Origin of the sequence: Ancylobacter oerskovii, from assembly GCF_018390555.1 — a bacterium.
Classification (GTDB): Bacteria; Pseudomonadota; Alphaproteobacteria; order Rhizobiales; family Xanthobacteraceae; genus Ancylobacter; species Ancylobacter oerskovii.
This window is the reverse complement of sequence record NZ_JAHBGB010000027.1, coordinates 208,925-228,157: the sequence shown is the minus strand read 5'-3', so window position 1 is coordinate 228,157 and position 19,233 is coordinate 208,925. Positions and strand designations below refer to the sequence as shown.

The following is a 19,233-nucleotide window of genomic DNA, read 5'->3' as shown; positions in this document are numbered from 1 at the left end:
CATCCGCCGGCTGCTGCAAGCTTGGGCCATCTGCCGGCGTTGATCGCCCGGATGGGCGCGGCGATCTGCCCGGGCGGCGCGGAATATGGTTGGTACAGTGAGGCGTCCGGTGGGGCCAGCTGTGTCCTGTCAGACCTCTGGATAGATGGGTTGATAGGCCATGGCCTCGATCCGGGCGGCGATGTCGGCCGGGCGCTCGACGCGGGCGAGGCCCTTGTCGAAGATCCTCTCGGCAATCCGCGCCGCCACATGCAGCGAAGCATTCCTGATGTCGTGCTGCGGCGGATAGATGAGACCGCTGTCGAGCTCATCCTGCGTCACCAGTTCCGCTACCGCCTGCGCCGCGACGATGAACATGTCCTCGGTAACGCGCGACGCCTGCGTGGCCAGTACCGCCATGCCCATGGCCGGGAAAATATAGACGTTGTTGCCCTGGCCGGGGATGAACGTCCTGTCGCCGAGACGGACTGGCTGGAAGGGGCTGCCGGAGGCGAAGATCGCCCGGCCTTCGGACCATTTATAGGCTTCCTCGGCGGTGCATTCGGAGCGCGAGGTCGGGTTGGAATAGGGAAAGATGATCGGGCGGTCGTTGATGCGGGCCATGGTCTCGATGACCGCCTGATTGAACAGTTTCGGTACCGTGCTCACCCCGATGATGCCGGTCGGCTTGATCTGCTCGATGGCCTCGACAAAGGAGGCCAGCGCGGCATGGTCATGGGCGAACGGCTTCTGAAAAGCGGCGATATCGGTTCGCGAGGTCACCATCAGGCCGTTGACGTCGAAGAGCCAGTTGCGCGCCCGGGCCTCCTCGATGCCGATCCCCTCCAGCACCATGGCTTCGCTGATGAGCTCGGCGATGCCCGTCGCCGCCGATCCGCCCCCGAGGAACAGGAAGGTCTGGTCCGTCAGCTTCTGCTTGGAAATGCGCAGGGCACCGTAGATACCCGCCAGCGCCACGGCCGCCGTGCCCTGAATGTCGTCATTGTAGGTGCAGATGCGGTCCTTGTAGCGTTCGAGGATCGGAACCGCGTGGAAGTTGGCGAAGTCCTCCCACTGGATGCAGCACGCGGGAAACAAGTCGCCGATGGCGGTGACGAACTCCTCGATGAAGGCGTCGTATTCCTCTCCCCGCATGCGCGGCTGGCGCAGGCCGAGGTAAAGCGGGTCATCCAGATAGGTCTGGTTGTTGGTCCCGACATCCAGGGTGATGGGCAGCGTCATCGCCGGCGGCACGCCCGCGCAGACCGTGTAGAGCGCCAGCTTGCCCACCGGGATGCCCATGCCGTTGACCCCGAGATCGCCGAGGCCAAGGATGCGTTCGCCATCGGTCACGACGATGAAGCGCACATCCTTTTCCGGCCAGTTGGCGATGAGCGACTTCAGCCGCCCCTTGGCCGTGATCGGCAGGTAGAGGCCGCGGGGTGCCCGCAGGATATGGTCGAACTTCTGGCAGGCTTCGCCGACCGTTGGGGTATAGACCAACGGCATGAAGGTCGCCGGATCGGACATCAGCGTGGCGTAGTAAAGTGTCTCGTTGCGCGCCTGCAGATCGCTCAGCAGCAGGTATTTCTGCAGGTCGTCCTCCAGTACGCCCAGTTGCAGGTGGACACGGGCAATCTGGGTGGCCAGCGTGTCGGCGCCGGGTGGCAGCAGGCCTTCGAGGCCGAGCCGGGCCCTGTCCTCCAGCGGGAACGCGCTGCCGCGATTGTGAACCGGATCGTGAAGCAGGGTCGGGCCGGTGGCAGTCATGGCAATCCTCTGGAAATGTCGCGGTCAGCGCGTGGCCGCGGGCGGATGAAGGGGCGTCCGCAACCGGCGCGGTTCCGTCGCTCTCTCCGTGGATGGAAGGTCGCAAGCGATCAGGGCGCGCATTCTCCGCTATCGTGCCAAGACGCCTGCCGACCCGAACGCGCTTTCGGAACATCACCCCTATTGTGGCGAGAACGATCCGTGCTGGGCCTGCGTCCTTCTTGCCCGCTGGATGAGCAGCACCGGTATGAACAGGGCCAGGCCCAGCAGCGACGAGTAGAGTTCCGGGGCCACCAGCAGCAAGGCCGCCACCGCCAGCACCAGCCGTTCCCATGCACGCAACCCGGTAAGCATCCAGCCCGAGATGCTGGCGCCGAGGCAGGTGATGCCGATCACGCATCCCGCGAAGGCGAGCACGAAGTCCGGCCAGTTGAAGCCTTTGGTCACGAGCAGCAGCGACGGCGAGAACACGAAGACGAAGGGAACGAGCACCTTGCCGAGGCCGAGGCGGAAGGCGGTGTTCCCGGTACGGAACGGGTCGGCATTGGCCATGCCGGCGGCGGCATAGGCCGCCAGAGCCACCGGCGGCGTGATGTCCGCGAGGACGCCGTAATAGAACACGAAGAAATGGGCGACGATCGGCTCGACCCCGAGCAGGCCGAGCGCCGGCGCGGCGATGGTGGCCATGATGATGTAGTTCGCCGTCGTCGGAATGCCGCAGCCCATCAGGATGCAGACCACGCCGGTCATGAGCAGCGTGAACAGCAGCGTCAGCGTCTGCGGTGCGGCGAGGGCGGCCGGCAGCGCCGCGCCTGCCCAGGACGCCATCGAGGCGGCGGTCGAGGTGACGATGAACGACACCTTGAAGCCGACGCCGCTGAGCGTCACGACGCCGACGACGATGCCGACGGTGGCCGCCGCGGCACCGACGGCGAGTGCGTATTTGGCGCCGTCGCGCAGGCCCTCGGCGATGTCGGTGAGGCTCATCCGGTTGCGCGGGTTGAGCAGGCCGACGGCTATGCACAGCGTGATGCCCCAGAAGGCGGCGAGATAGGGGGTGTAGCCGGCGAGCAGGATGGCGATCAGCGCCACCAGCGGGATGATGGTCGGCCAGTCGCGCTTCAGCGCCGCCTTCACATCCGGCATCTCGTGCGGTTCGAGACCGCGCAGGCCGTTGCGCTTCGCCTCGAAATGCACCTGGATGAACACGCCGAAGAAATGCATGAAGGCCGGCACGATCGCCGCCAGGATGATCGTGGTGTAGGGCAGGTTCAGGAACTCGATCATCAGGAACGCCGCCGCGCCCATGATCGGCGGGGTGATCTGTCCTCCCGTCGAGGCGGTGGCCTCCACCGCGGCGGCGAAGTGGCGCTTGTAGCCGAGACGGATCATGGCGGGGATGGTGAGCGAGCCGACCGTCACGGTATTGGCGACCGAAGAGCCGGAGATCATGCCGAACAGCGCCGAGCCGAAGATCGACACCTTGGCCGGCCCGCCGGCATAGCGCCCCGCGACCCAGGCGGCGCAATCGAGGAACAACTGGCCGAGGCCGATGCGGGTGGCGAACACGCCGAACAGCACGAAATGGAACACATAGGTCGCCACGACGCCGAGGGCGACGCCGTAGATGCCCTGCGTGGTCAGGTAGAGATGGTCGATCAGCTGGGAGACGCTGGCGCCAGGATGCACCAATATGCCCGGCATGTACGGCCCCCACAGCGCATAGGCCATGAAGACGAGGGCGATGATCGGCAACGGCACGCCGAGCGAGCGCCGTGTCGCTTCCAGCAGCGCGAGGATGAGGAGGCCGCCGAGGATGACGTCGAGCGTCGTCGGGTTGCCGACCCGGAAGGCGAGGTCGTCCAGCGGGATCAGGGGAATGTGCATCACCGCCACGACGGCGGCGATGGCCAGTACCCAGTCCGGCAGAGCGATGCCGAGCGGACGCAGCAAGCCGGCGCGCGCCGGCTGCGTGTAGCCGCGTCGCGTCGCCGGGAACACCAGGAAGACAAGGCCGAGCACGAAGGACAGATGGATGCCCCGGTGCATCGTTTCCTGCAGCAGCCCGAAGCCCGCCGTGTAGTAGTGGAACAGCGACAGGACGACCAGCAAACCGCCGACCAGATAGCCCACTCCCGGCGCCAGCGGCCGGAAGCGGATCTCGGGATCATAGGCCTCTTCCAGCTCCCGGACCTTCGCCTCGTCGAGCTCGAGGCGGATGGCGTCGGGGGAGGGGGATTCTTCCTTGCTCATGGGAGGGCGCCGGGGCTACTTCAGCACGCCCGCTTCCTTGTAGAAACGCTCCGCACCGGGATGCAGCGGGACGCCGAGGCCGTTGGTGGCGTTCTGCAGGGTGATCAGCTTGCCCTTGGCGTGCCCGGCATCGAGCGCCGCGCGAGAGGCATCGTTCCACAGCACCTTGACGATGTCATAGACGAGCTGGTCGGGCTGCTTGGCACTGGTGAGCCACTGCGCATTGACCGAGATGGTATCCGTCGCGCCCACGCCCTTATAGGCATCGGCCGGCACCTTGTCCCTGGCGAAGAACTTGTAGTCGGCGAGCAGTTTGTCCACCTCCGGTCCGGCAATGGGAACGAGCTCGATGCCCGAGGACGAGGCGAGCTCCGAGATCGCGCCGGTTGGGTAGCCGCCTACGAAGAAGAAGGCGTCGAGCGCGCCGTCACGCAGCCGGTCGCCGGCGGGGCCGGGCTTGAGATATTCGGGCTTGATGTCCTTTTCGGTCAGCCCATAGGCGGCGAGCACGATGCGCGCATCGACCAGCGTGCCGGAGCCCGGCTCGTCGAGCGCGACGCGCTTGCCCTTGAGATCCTTCACCGACTTGATGCCGGCGGACTTGGCCGCGACGAGATGGATCGTTTCGGGGTAGAGCGTGGCGATGATGCGCAGGTCCTCGACCTTCGGCTTGCCTTCGTAGAGCCCGGTGCCGGTATAGGCCCAATAGGCGACGTCGGACTGGGAGAAGCCGGATTCGGCGCCGCCGGATTGAATGGCGTTCACATTGGCCACCGAGCCGTTGGAGGCGATGGCCGTCGCCACCAGGCCGGGAACGCCCTTGTCGCCGGCAGCCGAGATGGCGTTGGCGATCAGGCCGCCGATCGGATAGTAGGTCCCCGCCGTGCCGCCGGTGCCGATGCGGAAGAAAGTGGGTTGTTGAGCCAGCGCCAGCCCCGTCAGTGCCGTCAGGCCGGCAAGGGTCGCCACGAGATTCAACTTGCCGAAGAACTTCATGAGCCGTCTCCGCTTCTGCTTTCAGTGGTCGCGAAACCGCGATGGTGCGCTCTCGTTGCGGAACCGGCAAGAGAGCCCTGAAGATTGCGCCGATCTTGCCTCGGCTTCCATCGGGCCGTCTTGTCCAGTGTGCGCTCGTCGACGCCGCCGTTTGCATCGTGACCAGCTCGGGCCGGCTGGTGGTTCCTGGCCTTGGCAAAGCGCGATGCATCGCTCGATCCGGGGAGCGCCGTTCGCGGGATCAGCGCCGTACCTGTTCGATGATCCAGTCGATGAGGTCGCGTGCGGGAGCGGAGGTCTCGGGGCCGGGCCGCATCCAGTACCCGCTGTCGGGACGCGAGATCGATGGGCCGACCGCGACCAGCGTGCCGTCCGCGATCGCGCCGTCGATCAGGCCCGCCCATCCAAGTGCCACGCCCTGATCGGCGATCGCCGCCTGGACCACCAATCCGTAGGTGTTGAGGCCGAGGTCCCCCGGTCCCGGCTCGCGCGCCATATGCATTGCGGCGAACCAGTCGCTCCAGGTGAACCAGCGTGGAAACGGCGTGCTTTCCAGATGCAGCAGCGGCAGTTCGACGATGCGGCGAGGGTTGTCGGCCAGCCCGTGGCGGGCGGCGAATTGCGGGCTGCAGACCGGATAGACGCATTCCTCGAAGAGCAGAGTGGCGCCCTCGCCGAAATCCGGCCGTGCGCCGAACAGCACGGCGACGTCCTCGGCTTCGTCAGTGCCGGGATCTGCAGCGGCGGAGGCGATGATGTGCACCTCGGTATCGGGGCGCACCTGCCTGAACTGCGCGACGCGCGGCATCATCCAGAACGAGGCGAAGCCGTAGTCGGTGTACAACCGCACCACCGGCCGCCGGCTCATGCGGCGGATGGCGCGCGCACCGGCATCGAGCTCGGCGACCGCCGCGCTGGCGGCCCGGTGCAGGCGCTCGCCGGCCGGCGAGAGCGTGCTGCCGCGATGCCCGCGCAGCAGCAGGGAAGTGCCGAGCTGCTGCTCGAGAATGCGCACGGTGTAGCTGACCGCGGGTTGCGACAGGCCCAGCTCATGCGCCGCCGCGGTCAGGCTGCCGAGCCGTCCGACGGCTTCGAGCACCCGTATCCAGCCGAGGTCGAGGACACGCTCAGCCATAAAGATTCATGAGGGCTGCCATCGAAAAGACCGTGCTTCACAGGGGCAGCCATTTAACGGTCTGATGCGTCAGGGAACAAGATGGCGCAGATCCGAATACGGACAGCCTTTTCGCAAGTCATGTGGCTTCCAGAGGTTCGACCATGAATCGCTTCGCTAGGGCTGCTTGTGCCCTCTCCATATCTCTCCTCTCCACCTCTCTCCTCGCCGGGGCGGCCGCCGCCGCCGATGCGCCCGCCTGCCGGACGATCCGCATGTCCGATCCAGGCTGGACCGACATCACCTCCACCAATGCCATCGCCGGCGTGCTGCTGGCCGGGCTCGGCTACACGCAGGACGTCAAGACGCTCTCGGTGCCGATCGGCTATGAGTCGATGAAGAACGGCAATCTCGACGTCTTCCTCGGCAACTGGATGCCGGCACAGCAGAAATTCATCGATGCCCTCAACGAGGCCAAGGCGGTGGAGGTGCTGGCAACCAATCTGAGCGGCGCCAAGTTCACCCTCGCCGTGCCCAACTATGTCGCCGAGGCGGGGGTGAAGGACTTCAAGGATCTCACCGCCAATGCCGACAAGTTCGGCAAGCAGATCTACGGCATCGAACCGGGCGCGCCGGCCAATGCGAACATCCAGAAGATGATCGATGCGAATGATTTCGGCCTCACCGGCTGGAAGGTCGTGGAATCCGGCGAGCAGGCGATGCTGGCGCAGGTCAAGCGCTCGGCGAACGGCAAGGGATGGATCGTGTTCCTCGCCTGGGCTCCCCATCCGATGAACGAGACGTTCGACATCACCTATCTCTCCGGCGGCGACGCCTATTTCGGTCCGAACTACGGCGGCGCCGACGTGCGCACCCTGGCACGCACCGGCTGGCCGGCGCAGTGCCCCAACGCCGCGACCTTCTTCAAGAATCTGAAGTTCGACCTCTCCATGGAAAACGCCATGATGGGCAAGATTCTCGACGAGGGGCTGGAGCCCGCGGCGGCCGCGAAGGCGTGGCTCAAGGCGCATCCCGAGGTGCTCGAACCCTGGCTTGCCGGTGTCACCACGCTGGACGGCAAGCCCGGCCTGCCGGCGGTGAAGGCGGCTCTCGGGATCTGATCCGCCGCTACGAAATGTTCGGAAGGGTGCGCCGACGCAGGCGTGCCCTTCCTCCTTCTCCGCGGCGGAGCCCGGCATGACACGCCCGAACGTCCTCATCCTCATGGTCGATCAGCTCAACGGGACGCTGTTCCCGGACGGGCCGGCGGCTTTCCTTCACACGCCGCATCTCGACGCTCTGGCGCGGCGCTCCGCCCGTTTTGCGCATTGTTACACGGCAAGCCCGCTCTGCGCGCCGGCGCGGGCGTCCTTCATGTCCGGCCAGCTGCCGAGCCGCACCCGCGTCTACGACAATGCGGCGGAGTTCACCTCCGACATCCCGACTTTCGCGCATCATCTGCGCCGCGCGGGCTATCACACCGCGCTCTCGGGCAAGATGCATTTCGTCGGTCCCGATCAGTTGCACGGCTTCGAGGAGCGGCTGACCACCGACATCTACCCTGCCGATTTCGGTTGGACGCCGGATTACACGCGGCCGGGCGAACGCATCGACTGGTGGTATCACAATCTCGGCTCCGTCACCGGCGCCGGGGTGGCGGAGATCACCAACCAGCTCGAATATGACGATGAGGTCGCCTATCACGCCGGGCGCAAGCTCTATGATCTCGCCCGCCGGCAGGACGACAGGCCGTGGTGCCTGACGGTGAGCTTCACCCATCCCCACGACCCCTATGTCGCCCGCCGGCGTTTCTGGGATCTCTATGAGGGCTGTCCGGCGCTGGCCCCGGTGGTCCCGCCGATTCCGTTCGAGGCACAGGACCCGCATTCGCAGCGCCTCATGCTCGCGAGCGACCACGCCGCGAGCCATGTGACGGACGAGGATGTGCGCCGCTCGCGCCGCGCCTACTTCGCCAACATCTCCTATATCGACGAGAAGATCGGCGAGCTGATCGACATCCTCGAACGCTGCCGGTTCGCCGACGATACCATCATCCTCTTCGTCTCCGACCATGGCGACATGCTCGGCGAGCGTGGATTGTGGTTCAAGATGAACTTCTTCGAGGGATCGGCGCGCGTGCCGCTGATGATCGCCGCACCGGGTTTGCCGGCGGGGCGGATCGACCGGCCCGTCTCGACGCTCGACGTGCTGCCGACCCTCGCCGACCTCGCGGCACTGGACCTCTCGGGCATCATGCCGTGGACCGATGGTGAAAGCCTCGTGCCGCTCGCCCGCGGGAGCGGCGCGCGCTCCGCGGTGCCGATGGAATATGCGGCGGAAGGCTCTGAGGCGCCTCTCATCGCCTTGCGCGACGGGCCATGGAAGCTGGTCCTGTGCGAGCTCGATCCGCCGATCCTGACCAATCTGGAGGAGGATCCGCACGAAATCACCAATCGCGCGCAGGATCCCGCCTGTGCCGGGGTGCTCGCCGCCCTTACCGCGGCCATGCGCGCGCGGTGGGATCTCGCCCGCTTCGACGCCGAGGTCCGGGCGAGCCAGGCCCGCCGGCACGTGGTTTATGAAGCCCTGCGCAACGGCGCCTATTATCCATGGGACTTCCAGCCGCTGCAGAAGGCCTCGGAGCGCTACATGCGCAACCATATGGACCTGAACATTCTCGAAGAGTCACAGCGTTATCCGCGCGGGGAATGACGACGTGTGACCTCCGGCCGAATCTGGCGACGTCCGGCCCGGGCCGATCCCGGCGGGGTCACGTCGCGTCGTTCAAGCGCCTGCGCGGATCTTCCGGCCCAGGCGCCGGCGCCTAATCTTCGCCGGCATGGGCAAGGCTGGCGAAGAAGTCGCGCAGGCGATCCCCCTGGATCAGCACATGATCGCGCAGTTCGCGCTCGGCGCCCTCGGCGTCGCCGGCGAGGATGGCCGCGACGATCCGCTCGTGCTCGGCGAAGGAGGCCGCGATGCGGCGTCCGGCGCGCAATTGCAGGCGGCGATACGGTTGCAGCCGGGCCTGAAGCTGGCGGGACTGCTCCGCCAGAAAGGCATTGCGCGCCGCGCGATAGATGATCTGGTGGAAGACTTCGTTCGCCTGGTAGTAGCTGTCGCTGTCGCCGTCGGCGGCCTCCCGGCGGCAGGCCTCGAGCGAGTTCAACAGGGCCTCCCGGTCGGACGCCACTAGCCGCCGCGCCGCCAAGGCCCCGCACATGCCTTCGAGCGCCGCCATCATCTCGAACCGCTCGACGATCTCCTGGAAGGTGAGCGACACGACGAAGGCGCCGCGGCGGGGTTGCAGCGTCACCAGCCCATTGGCGGCGAGCTGCGCCAGGGCCTCCCTCAGGGGAGTCCGCGAGACGCCGAAGCGATCGGCAAGCCGTTGTTCGTCCAGTCTTTCGCCGGGCTTGAAGACCCCCGTCACGATGTCGGCTTCCAGCGCCTGGCGCAGCCGGTCGGCATGCCGGGTTCCGGTGTCGCGATCGGCGGCCAAACTCGTCAACATGAACCCCATTTTCCGCGGTGCTTGCAACGCGCCAAGCTAGCTTGCGCGATGGCCTTCGCACAATATCGAGCTTCTTGTATACGAAAAAGTTGACTTGGCATTCTATTCGGCGATGATCGCACACGGGTAGACATACAAACCAATCGCCCTGAGGAAACGCCAATGATTGTGACAGCGAAGCTGCGCCCCGGGCGCGGTTGGATGGCTCATGTGCGCGTCGCTCGCCGGACGGGGGAGGTGCGCCATGTCGCATGAACTGATTTCGATCTTCGGGCTGGTGCTGATGTTCGTCGTCGCGACGATCCTGCCGGTCAACATGGGTGTGCTGGCCTTCGCCGGCGCCTTCCTCGTCGGCACGCTGCTGGCAGGACTGACGGCGACGAAGATCATGTCGTTCTTCCCGTCGGGACTGTTCCTGACCCTGGTCGGCATCACCTATCTCTTCGCGATCGCCCAGACCAACGGCACCATCGACTGGCTGGTCCGCCTGGCGGTCCGGGCCGTCCGCGGCCATGTCGCGGCGATCCCGTGGATCATGTTCCTCATCGCGGCCGCGCTGACCTCGGTGGGGGCGGTCAGCCCCGGCGCGGTGGCGATCATCGCGCCCATCGCGCTGGGCTTCGCGGTGAAATACGGCATCAGCCCGTTGATGATGGGCCTGATGGTCATCCATGGCGCACAGGCCGGCGGCTTCTCGCCGATCAGCATCTATGGCGGCATCACCAACGGCGTGGTGGCTAAGGCGGGATTGCCGCTCGATCCGATCGTCACCTTCCTCGCCAGCTTCTTCGTCAACGGAGGTGTGGCGGTTCTGCTGTTCTTCGCCCTGGGCGGGCTGAAGCTTCTCGGCCGGCGGGCGGAGATGGCGGGCGCCCCTGCGGGCGCGGGCTATCCCGCGGCGACGCCGCCCCGCTACGGAGATGCCGAGACCGAGGCCATCACCCTGGAGCGGCGGATCGCGGAAGGCGGGGTGGCCAATGGCGATCCGATGGCGAACAACCGGCCCTACCAGTATCTCACCCTCGCCGGTCTGATCCTGCTGGCGGTGCTGACGCTGGCCTTCAATCTCGACATCGGCTTCTGCGCCATCACCATCGGCCTCGTGCTGTCGCTGGTGGCGCCGACGCTCCAGCGCAAGGCGGTCGCGCAGGTCACCTGGCCGGAGATCGTGCTGATCACCGGCGTGTCCACCTATGTCGGCGTGATGCAGGCCATGGGCACCATCGACTACGCCGCCAACGGCGTCGCCGGCCTTGCGTCCCCGCTCATGGCGGCACTGGTCCTGTGCCTCATCGGCGCGGTGGTCTCGGCCTTCGCCTCCTCGACGGCGGTGCTCGGCTCGCTGATCCCGCTCGCCGTGCCCTTCCTCCAGGCGGGGACAGGGGTGGAGGCGATCGGCTTCATCGCCGCCATGGCGGTGTCCTCCACCATCGTCGATGTCAGCCCGTTCTCGACCAACGGCGCCCTGGTGCTGGCCAACGCGCCGGAAGCCTCGCGCGACGGCTTCTTCAAGCAACTCGTCGCCTATGGCGCGATGGTCACCCTGGTCGCGCCCTTCGTGGTGTGGCTGCTCTTCGTGGTGTTGTGAGGAGGCATCCATGACCAGACCGGACGGGACGGAGCGTTCCTGGTCGACCCGGCGCGAGGACAAGCAGCGCCGCCTCGAGCGGGCGGCCGCCTTCGCCGACGGCCGCGTCCTGAAGCCCGACCGGATCGTCGAGGCGCTGGAGACGATCATCGTCTCCGGCGACCGCGTCGCGCTGGAGGGCGACAACCAGAAGCAGGCGGACTTCCTCTCCCGCTCCCTCGCGAAGGTCGATCCGGCGAAGGTCCATGACCTGCATATGCTGGTGTCCAGCATCAGCCGTCCCGAGCAGATCGACATCTTCGAGACCGGCATCGCCCGCCGCATCGACTTCGCCTATGCCGGCCCGCAAAGCCTGCGGGTCGCGCAGCTTCTGGAGGACGGCAAGCTCGAGGTCGGCGCGATCCATACCTATGTCGAGCTTTATGCCCGTATGTTCGTCGACCTCACGCCGCGCGTGGCGCTGGTGGCGGCGGAAAAGGCGGACCGTGCCGGCAATCTCTATACCGGCGCCAATACCGAGGACACGCCCACCATCGTGGAGGCGGCCGCCTTCGGCGGCGGCATCGTCGTGGTCCAGGTGAACGAGATCGTCGACGTGCTGCCGCGCGTCGACATTCCCGCCTCGTGGGTCGATTTCGTGGTGAAGGCCGACAGGCCGGCGGCCATCGAGCCCCTGTTCACCCGCGATCCGCGCCTCATCACCGAGCAGCACATATTGATGGCCATGCTGGCCATTCGCGGGGTCTATGAGCGCCATGGCGTGGTGTCGCTCAACCACGGCATCGGCTTCAACACGGCCGCCATCGAGCTGCTGCTGCCCACCTATGCGCAATCGCTCGGCCTCAAGGGCAAGATCGCCCGGCACTGGACGCTGAACCCGCATCCGACGCTCATCCCGGCGATCGAGAGCGGCTGGGTGGAGAGCGTCCATTGCTTCGGCGGCGAGGTCGGCATGGAGGGCTATATCGAGGCGCGCTCCGACGTGTTCTTCACCGGCCCGGACGGCTCGCTGCGCTCCAACCGCGTGCTGTGCCAGCTCGCCGGCCAATATGCGGTCGACATGTTCATCGGCGCGACCCTGCAGATCGACGGCGACGCCAATTCCTCGACCGTGACCACCGGGCGTCTCGCCGGCTTCGGCGGGGCGCCGAACATGGGGCACGATCCCGGTGGCCGCCGCCATGCCAGCAAGGCCTGGCTCGACCTCAAGACCGACACGAGTCCGCTGGCGCGCGGCCACAAGCTGGTCGTGCAGATGGCCGAGACCTTCCAGTCCGGCGGCGTGCCGACCTTCGTGGAAGAGCTCGACGCCATCGAGGTCGGCCAGGCGGCGGGCATGCCGATCGCGCCGGTGATGATCTATGGCGAGGATGTCAGCCACGTCGTGACGGAGGAGGGGGTGGCCTATCTCTATCTCGCCCGCGACGAGGAAGAGCGCCGCGCGGCGCTCGCGGCGGTGGCCGGCGTCAGCCCCGTCGGCCTCCGGCACGATCCCGCCCGCACGGATGACCTCCGCCGGCGCGGCCTTGTCGCCTATCCCGAGGATCTCGGCGTGCGGCCGACGGAGGCGAAGCGCTCGCTGCTGGCGGCGCGCACCATAGAGGATCTCGTCGTCTGGTCCGGGGGGCTTTATCAGCCGCCCGCGCGCTTCAGGAGCTATTGAGCCATGACCATCGCTCTCGTTCCTTCTCCCACGGCCCCGGACCGGCTTGCCCGCGCGGGGCTGGCCCAGGCCGAGCGGCTCGCCGCCCTGGTGGTGGACGCATTGGTGGCGGAGGCGGTGCTGACGCCGAAGCCCGGCCTCGTCGACAGGCGCGGCCCCGGCGCCCATGCCGATATCGAGCTCGACACGCTGATCGCTTCCGCCGGCGCGTTGCGTTCCTGCTTCGTGCAGATGGCGCAGGCGGGCGAGGGGCGTGCGGCCTCGCAGGAACTGCGCGAGGAGCTGGCACGGATCGGCCGCGCCGGCGAGGAGGCGATGTATGCCGTCACCGGCGGCGCCAACACCCATCGCGGGGCGATCTGGGCACTGGGCCTGCTGGTCGCGGCCGCGGCCGGCGCCGGTGGCTCGGTCGAGGTGGATGCGATCTGCGATCGTGCCGGAGCCATTGCCCGCCATCGCGATCGCTTCGCCCCGGGCGACGACACCCATGGCGCCCGCGCCTGCCGCATCTGGCGCGTTTCCGGGGCGAGGGGCGAGGCGGCCGCGGGCTTTCCCCATGCCCGCCTTGCCTTCGATGTCCTGCGCCGGCGGCGCGCAGCCGGTGCCGGCGAAGACGAGGCCCGGCTCGACGCCCTGGTCGCGGTGATCGCCCGGCTCGACGACACCTGCCTCCTGCATCGCGGCGGCCGCCGGGCGCTCAGGGTGGCGCGGCTCGGCGCCCGTGCGGTGATTGCGGCGGGCGGCATGCGCGAGCCCGCCGGGCGGGCCGCGCTCATGGCGCTGGACCGCCGGCTGCTGGCGCTCAATGCGTCCCCTGGCGGCGCCGCCGACATGCTGGCCGCGGCGCTGTTTCTCGATAGCCTCGGCAGGGAGGGTTGATCGATGGAGACGCTCGAACTCAGCTTTCCCGGGGAGCGCAGGATATCCGGGCGCGCCCATGTCGGTGTGGTGGCCTCGGGGGATCTCGAAGTGCTGCTCTGGCCGGCAGAGACCACGACAGTGACCGTGCGCACCAGCGTCGATGGCTTCGGCGCCGTCTGGCGCGCCACGCTGGAGCGCTTCTTCGCCCGGCATCCCGTCGCCGTGCGGGTCGAGATCAACGATGCGGGCGCGACCCCCGGTGTCGTCGCGCTGCGCCTTGCCCAGGCTCTCGAGGAGACCGCGACATGAATTCGGCCGCTCTTCTCGCTCGCGACAGTTTCGTCGAGATGGGTGCCCGCGAGCGCGCCCGCAGGCTGCTTGACGCCGCCGGTTTCCGTGAATTGCTGGGGCCGTTCGAAGGGGTCGAGTCGCCGTGGCTCGCCCGGCAGGGCGTGGTGCCGCAAAGCGACGACGGTGTCGTCGTGGCGCGTGGCACGCTCGACGGCGTGCCCGCGGTCGTCCTTGCCATCGAGGGCGCCTTCCAGGGCGGCAGCACCGGCGAGGTGTCCGGCGCCAAGATCGCCGGGGCGCTGGAACTGGCGCTGAAGGATGCCGAGGCCGGCGTGCCGATCCGCCCCGTCCTGCTGTTCGAGACCGGCGGCGTCCGGTTGCAGGAGGCCAATCTCGGGCTCGCCGCCATGGCGGATATCCATGCAGCGCTGATCGCGCTGCGCCAGCATGTGCCGGTGGTCGGCGTCATCGCCGGCATGGTCGGCTGCTTCGGCGGCATGTCGATCACCGCCGGGCTGGTCAGTCGGCTGATCATGACCCGGCAGGGGCGGCTCGGCCTCAATGGACCCGAGGTGATCGAGCAGAATGCCGGCATCGCCGAGCTCGACAGCCGCGACCGGCCGCTGATCTGGAGCCTCACCGGCGGCGAGCAGCGCGTCGCCACCGGCTTTGCGGACATACTGATCGAAGACGATGCCGAGGCCATCGGCCAGGCGGTGCGGGCAGCCTTCGCCGCCGGCATGCCGGCAGCCCATGCCAGCCAGCGCGTGGCGTTCTGGCGGGAGCGTCTGGCGCAGCTGCCGGAACGTGCGGAAGGTACGGCGCTTCGCCGACTCTGGTCGGAAAACGGCTCGGATCGGGAGGCGGGTGATGAGTGAGGCGGCAAGCCTGCGCGGCAGGCGTTGGTTCGAAGGGCTCGCCGGCGGCGTGTCGGCGCTCGCCGGCGACGTGGCCTCGGTGCTGGCCGCCGATGCTCCCCTCGGGCCGGATACGGCGCGTATCATCGCCGTGGTGCCCGATCCGAACAATCGCCTGCCCCGCGCACGGCAGGGAGAGATCGGCATCGACGAGGGGTGGGCGATCGCGGCCCGGGTGCGCGAGGCGATCGACGGCTCGGGGCGCCCGATCCTCGCCATCGTCGACGTGCCCAGCCAGGCCTATGGGCGGATGGAGGAACTGCTCGGCATTCACCTGTCCTGCGCCGGGGCGGTGGACGCGTATGCCACCGCGCGGCTCGCCGGCCATCCGGTCGTGTCGCTGGTGGTGGGAAATGCTCTCTCCGGCGCCTTCCTCGCCCATGGCTACCAGGCGAACCGCGTGCTGGCACTGAACGATCCGGGAGTATCCATCCATGCCATGGGCAAGGCGGCCGCGGCGCGTGTCACCCGGCGCAGCGTCGCCGACCTCGAACGGCTGGGCCGGGATATCCTGCCGCTGGCCTATGACGTGGCTTCCTTCGCCCATCTCGGCCTGTTGCATGCGCTGATCGACGGCGTGAACGCGGATTCGCCGACGGCGGCAGATGTTTCTCGCGTCCGCGAGCAGCTCGTCGCGGCGATCGCCGACGCGCGGCATGGCCCGCGGGACCTCTCCAGCCGCCGCCTTTCGGACGAGGCGCGTCGCAATCGGGCGGCTTCCATCCTCGTGCGCGAGAAGCTGGCGGCGGAATGGAACTGACCCTGGCCGACGACCGGAGGCCGCGGGAGCGCCAACTTGGGGTCCACGATCTGCTGCGGCTTTCTTCCCCGGACGCGGTCGCGGTCGCGGACCCTCCTTCATGGCTGGCCGGGGCGCTGGCGGCGACGCCCTGGGTGGTGGTCCGCCGGGCCCCGCCGCGCGGCGGACGGGTGGCCGTGGGCATAAGGGGGGCTGGCCGGGAGGAGCGTTGCGCCGCCTTCCTGGCACCCTCCGCGATCGTCGAGAGGGTTCGCCCCGAAGATCTGGCGCGTCGACGCGCCTGGGAAAGCGCGGACCGGGCCGGACATCCCGTCATGCAGGCACTACGGCACATCGCGCCGCGGCTCGATGCCGCCGGCCTCCCATGGGGCATCGCCGGCGGCGCCGGCTTCGAGCTGGCGACGGGGCGCCCGGTGCTGCGCGAACAGAGCGATCTCGATTTGATCGTTCGGGCGGAGCTTCCGTGTCCGCTCCTGCCACTGCGGCAAATGCAGGCGATCTGCGAAACGGCGGCGGTGCGGGTTGATGTGCTGGTGGAGAGCAGGCAGGGCGCGGTGTCGCTGGCGGAGCTCTGCGGCACGGCGGAACAGGTCCTGCTGCGCGGGGCGGAAGGGCCGCGGCTCGTCTCCCGCGCCATGCTGACGGCGCAGGCATGAGCACGGCGCTGCTGTTCCCCGGCCAGGGCAGCCAGATGCCCGGCATGCTGGCCGGGCTGCCGCCCCATCCGGCGGTTGCCGCCACGCTGGAGGAGGCGAGCGACCGGCTCGGTCGGCGCTGGCAGGAACTGGACACCGAAGCGGCACTGGCCGGCACCGAGGCCGCGCAGCTCGGCCTGCTTGTCGCCGGGGTCGCGGCGGCGAGGGCGTTGGCGGCTGAAGGCCGGCATGTCGATGCCGTGCTGGGTCATTCGGTCGGCGCCTTTGCGGCGGCTGTCGCGGCGGAGTGTCTCGACTTTGCCGACGCGCTGCGCCTGGTGTCGGCGCGCGGCTCTTTGATGTCCGGCCTGTTCCCGTCCGGCTACGGAATGGCCGCGATACTGGGCCTGCCGGCGCGCCGGGTGGAACGGCTGGTCGCCGAGAGCCGCGGCGCCGGCGACCTCTATTTGTCCAACTATAACGCGCCCCGCCAGATCGTGGTGTCCGGCAGCGACGCGGCGCTGGAGCTGCTGTGCCGGCTGGCCGTGCAGGCCGGGGCACGAAAGGCGGAGAGGCTCGCGGTCGTCGTGCCGTCGCATTGCCCGCTGCTGGCCCCGGTCGCGGAGGCGCTCGCCCGTGTCGCGAGGGACATTCCGTTTCGCGCGCCGCGCCTCGTCTATGCCAGCGCCCGCCGCGCGCGGGTGCTCGGCGCGGCTGAGGCCGTTGCGGAGGATCTGGTACGCAACGTCGCCGAGCCGGTGCGCTGGCACGATGCGATGGAGCTTCTCGTCGAGCGGGGCGTGAACGAGGTGCTGCAGGCGCCTCCGGGTAGGGTGCTGGCCGATCTGGTAGGGGAGGCGCATCCCGGGATGGTTGTGAGAGCCATGGAGCAGGCCTGGCCGTAGCCGTTCCTGGCCGTAGCCGGTCGGTCTATGCGATCAGGGGACGATAATGGTGGGGATGGCGCATCGCGACCAGATCCTTGCGTCGAACGACATTGGTGGGATAGCGCGTATCGAGGTTGGTGGTGTCCATCTCGGCGGTGACGCTGCCTTCTTCCCCATCGAGGATGGCTTCGCGGCGCGGAAACGCGAAGGTATCCGGCCCGAAGACGCCACTTTTCCCCTTGTAGCCAGCGGCTTCGTCGAGAATGTTGGCGAAGGCGAGATACAGGTTGTTCTCGCCGGCGCGGGTGCGCATGAGATGCCAATGATGGGCGGTGGCGCCGGTGGGGATCGGATAATCCTGCGGCACCTTCGATCCGGCATGGGCGGCGACCAGCGGGCCGCGCAGCGCGGCCAGGCAGAGCACCAGATCGCACCCCCTCAGCGCCAGCACCCGGCCCGCTTCCGGGAAGGCGGCGTCGTGACCGATCAGTAGACCGATGCGTCCAAATCCGGTGTCGAAGACGCCCCATCGATCGCCCGGCTTCGCCCAGTTGTGATCGGAGGCGTCGAGATGCAGCTTGCGGTAGCTGCCGACCACGCCTTGCGGGCCGACCAGCACGGCGCTGTTGTAGAGCGTGCCGTCCCGGTCCTCTTCCGCGAGGCCGGCGGCGATGTGGAGACGATGGCGCGTGGCGAGGGCGACGAGCCGGGCCACCGCCGGACCATCGAGCCGTTGGGCGTTCGGCGCGTCGAGGCCGGTGATCGCGCGCTCGGGGAACACGACCAGCTCGGCGCCGTCCTCGCGGGAGGCCTGCACCGCGAGTTGCTCGATGCGGGCGAGATTGGCGGCGACGTCGCCGGTCGGGGCGAATTGCGCGACGGCGATGCGCGAGCGCCGGCCGGGCGGCAGCGGGCGGTGGCCGTAGAGGCCGAAGAAATCCAGCGGGTTCCAGCTATAGGTGCTGGTCGCCAATTCCATGTAGAGCTCCGGCCGGCGCTGCTCGAACACTTTCTCGCCCAGCACCCGCCGCGCGCGGGCGCGTTGGAGGTCGAGCTCGGCAAAGGCGATGCCGTCGCCGGCGTCGATCACCGCCTCGATGGCGCCGTCCGGGCCGATGACGCAGCTGCCGCCGGAGAACTGCACCGTGCGCTCCAGCCCCCAGCGATTGGCCTCGATGAGGTAGCAGCTGTTCTCCGCCGCGCGGGTGATCCAGTAGGGGGCCGGAGTGCGCTCGGCCAGCCAGTTGGAGATATGGCAGATGATGTCGGCGCCGCCGAGCCCGGCGAGGCGCGCGGTCTCGACGAAATGGATGTCCATGCACACCAGCATGGCGATGCGGCCGATGGGGGTATCGAACACCTGATGGCCGAGATCGCCCGGCGCCGACCATTTCGGCTCGGAAATATAGGGGTGCGTCTTGCGGTGGGTGCCGACCACGCCTTCCGGCCCGATCAGCACGGCGGCGTTGTAATAGAGGTTGGTCGCCGGATCGACCTCCGGCATGCCGATGACGATGTAGCTGCCATGTGCGCGCGCCACGGCGGCGAAGCGTTCGGTGGTCGGGCCGGGGATCGGCTCGACGAAGGGCGCGACCTCCTCGCGGTCGAACCAGCAATAGCCGGTGGTGCCCATCTCCGGCGTCACGATCAGCTTCGCGCCGGCCGCGGCGGCTTCCGCGACCATGTCGAGGAGGCGGGCGATGTTGCGTTCCTTCTCGAACATGGTCGGCTCGAACTGGACGGTCGCGACTTTCAGCGGCGTGGTCATGGGAGGCTCCGGGCAAGGAGGGGGCGTCCGGCGCGCCGCAAGGGGCGGGCGGTCACCGGGAAAAGAGGTGGTTGGGCGATCTGTCGGAATCATCCTCTCCCCGCCCGAACTCGGCTGTTGCCGAGTTCGGTTCCGGCAAAGCCGAAGCCGGAAACATCCGGCTTCGGCGGAGAGGTGGCCCGCGAAGCGGGTCGGTGAGGGGTGACGACATTGGGGAGCCGGGAAGACCCCTCACCC

Annotated in this window: 16 protein-coding genes; 10 read left to right on the top strand and 6 right to left on the bottom strand. The window is 68.2% G+C overall.

Translation table 11 applies throughout. From position 1 onward, the window contains the following. Positions 1-129: 129 nt before the first annotated feature. The 4 genes from KHC19_RS12900 to KHC19_RS12885 form a co-directional block, all read right to left on the bottom strand. Positions 130-1,749: an NAD-dependent malic enzyme gene (locus KHC19_RS12900; protein ID WP_213352761.1), complete on the bottom strand. Its 1,620-nt coding sequence runs from the start codon at positions 1,747-1,749 to the stop codon at positions 130-132. A 180-nt stretch (positions 1,750-1,929) separates the two neighbouring features. Next, a complete protein-coding gene (locus tag KHC19_RS12895; protein ID WP_213352760.1) occupies positions 1,930-4,002 on the bottom strand; it encodes a TRAP transporter permease in 2,073 nt (690 codons plus the stop codon). Between the two features lie 15 nt (positions 4,003-4,017). Further along, on the bottom strand, positions 4,018-4,998 hold the full coding sequence (locus KHC19_RS12890) for a TAXI family TRAP transporter solute-binding subunit (RefSeq protein ID WP_213352759.1): 981 nt from the start codon (positions 4,996-4,998) through the stop codon (positions 4,018-4,020). Positions 4,999-5,239: 241 nt separating this feature from the next. Beyond that, a complete protein-coding gene (locus tag KHC19_RS12885; protein WP_213352758.1) occupies positions 5,240-6,133 on the bottom strand; it encodes a LysR family transcriptional regulator in 894 nt (297 codons plus the stop codon). Positions 6,134-6,276: 143 nt separating this feature from the next. On the opposite strand from KHC19_RS12885, the gene choX reads away from it, so the two are divergent. Both choX and betC read left to right on the top strand, forming a co-directional pair. After that, positions 6,277-7,233 (top strand): choline ABC transporter substrate-binding protein, encoded by a 957-nt coding sequence (gene choX / locus KHC19_RS12880; protein WP_213352757.1) that lies wholly within the window; start codon positions 6,277-6,279, stop codon positions 7,231-7,233. A gap of 76 nt (positions 7,234-7,309) precedes the next feature. Further along, positions 7,310-8,824, top strand: a complete 1,515-nt coding sequence (betC, locus tag KHC19_RS12875) for a choline-sulfatase (RefSeq protein WP_213352756.1) — start codon at positions 7,310-7,312, stop codon at positions 8,822-8,824. 112 nt (positions 8,825-8,936) lie between these two features. On the opposite strand, the gene KHC19_RS12870 is transcribed toward betC, so the two are convergent. Then, on the bottom strand, positions 8,937-9,614 hold the full coding sequence (locus tag KHC19_RS12870; RefSeq protein ID WP_246548803.1) for a GntR family transcriptional regulator: 678 nt from the start codon (positions 9,612-9,614) through the stop codon (positions 8,937-8,939). A gap of 256 nt (positions 9,615-9,870) precedes the next feature. On the opposite strand from KHC19_RS12870, the gene KHC19_RS12865 reads away from it, so the two are divergent. From KHC19_RS12865 to mdcH, 8 genes are read left to right on the top strand one after another with little or no spacing between them, the layout of a single operon-like run. Then, the gene (locus KHC19_RS12865; protein WP_213352755.1) at positions 9,871-11,214 is read left to right on the top strand and encodes an SLC13 family permease; all 1,344 of its coding nucleotides are present in this window, start codon (positions 9,871-9,873) and stop codon (positions 11,212-11,214) included. A 10-nt stretch (positions 11,215-11,224) separates the two neighbouring features. Continuing rightward, complete coding sequence (gene mdcA / locus KHC19_RS12860; protein ID WP_213352754.1) at positions 11,225-12,877, top strand: malonate decarboxylase subunit alpha; 1,653 nt, start codon at positions 11,225-11,227, stop codon at positions 12,875-12,877. A gap of 3 nt (positions 12,878-12,880) precedes the next feature. Further along, positions 12,881-13,756 (top strand): triphosphoribosyl-dephospho-CoA synthase, encoded by an 876-nt coding sequence (locus tag KHC19_RS12855; protein ID WP_213352753.1) that lies wholly within the window; start codon positions 12,881-12,883, stop codon positions 13,754-13,756. Between the two features lie 3 nt (positions 13,757-13,759). Continuing rightward, the gene (locus KHC19_RS12850) at positions 13,760-14,047 is read left to right on the top strand and encodes a malonate decarboxylase subunit delta (RefSeq protein ID WP_213352752.1); all 288 of its coding nucleotides are present in this window, start codon (positions 13,760-13,762) and stop codon (positions 14,045-14,047) included. Beyond that, positions 14,044-14,907 carry a biotin-independent malonate decarboxylase subunit beta gene (locus KHC19_RS12845; RefSeq protein ID WP_213352751.1) on the top strand — a complete coding sequence of 288 codons (864 nt, stop codon included), beginning with the start codon at positions 14,044-14,046 and terminating at the stop codon, positions 14,905-14,907. Before KHC19_RS12850 ends, KHC19_RS12845 begins: the two co-directional genes overlap by 4 nt. After that, on the top strand, positions 14,900-15,706 hold the full coding sequence (gene mdcE, locus KHC19_RS12840) for a biotin-independent malonate decarboxylase subunit gamma (RefSeq protein WP_213352750.1): 807 nt from the start codon (positions 14,900-14,902) through the stop codon (positions 15,704-15,706). Before KHC19_RS12845 ends, mdcE begins: the two co-directional genes overlap by 8 nt. Beyond that, complete coding sequence (locus KHC19_RS12835; protein WP_213352749.1) at positions 15,697-16,362, top strand: malonate decarboxylase holo-ACP synthase; 666 nt, start codon at positions 15,697-15,699, stop codon at positions 16,360-16,362. The genes mdcE and KHC19_RS12835 overlap by 10 nt, the downstream gene beginning before the upstream one ends. Further along, positions 16,359-17,246, top strand: coding sequence for a malonate decarboxylase subunit epsilon (gene mdcH, locus KHC19_RS12830; RefSeq protein WP_213352748.1), 888 nt, complete (start codon positions 16,359-16,361; stop codon positions 17,244-17,246). Before KHC19_RS12835 ends, mdcH begins: the two co-directional genes overlap by 4 nt. Positions 17,247-17,271: 25 nt before the next feature. Here the strand turns inward: mdcH and KHC19_RS12825 are convergent, their stop codons facing one another. After that, entirely contained in the window at positions 17,272-18,996 is a 1,725-nt protein-coding gene (locus KHC19_RS12825; protein WP_213352747.1) for a nitrilase-related carbon-nitrogen hydrolase, read from the bottom strand. Positions 18,997-19,233: the final 237 nt, after the last annotated feature.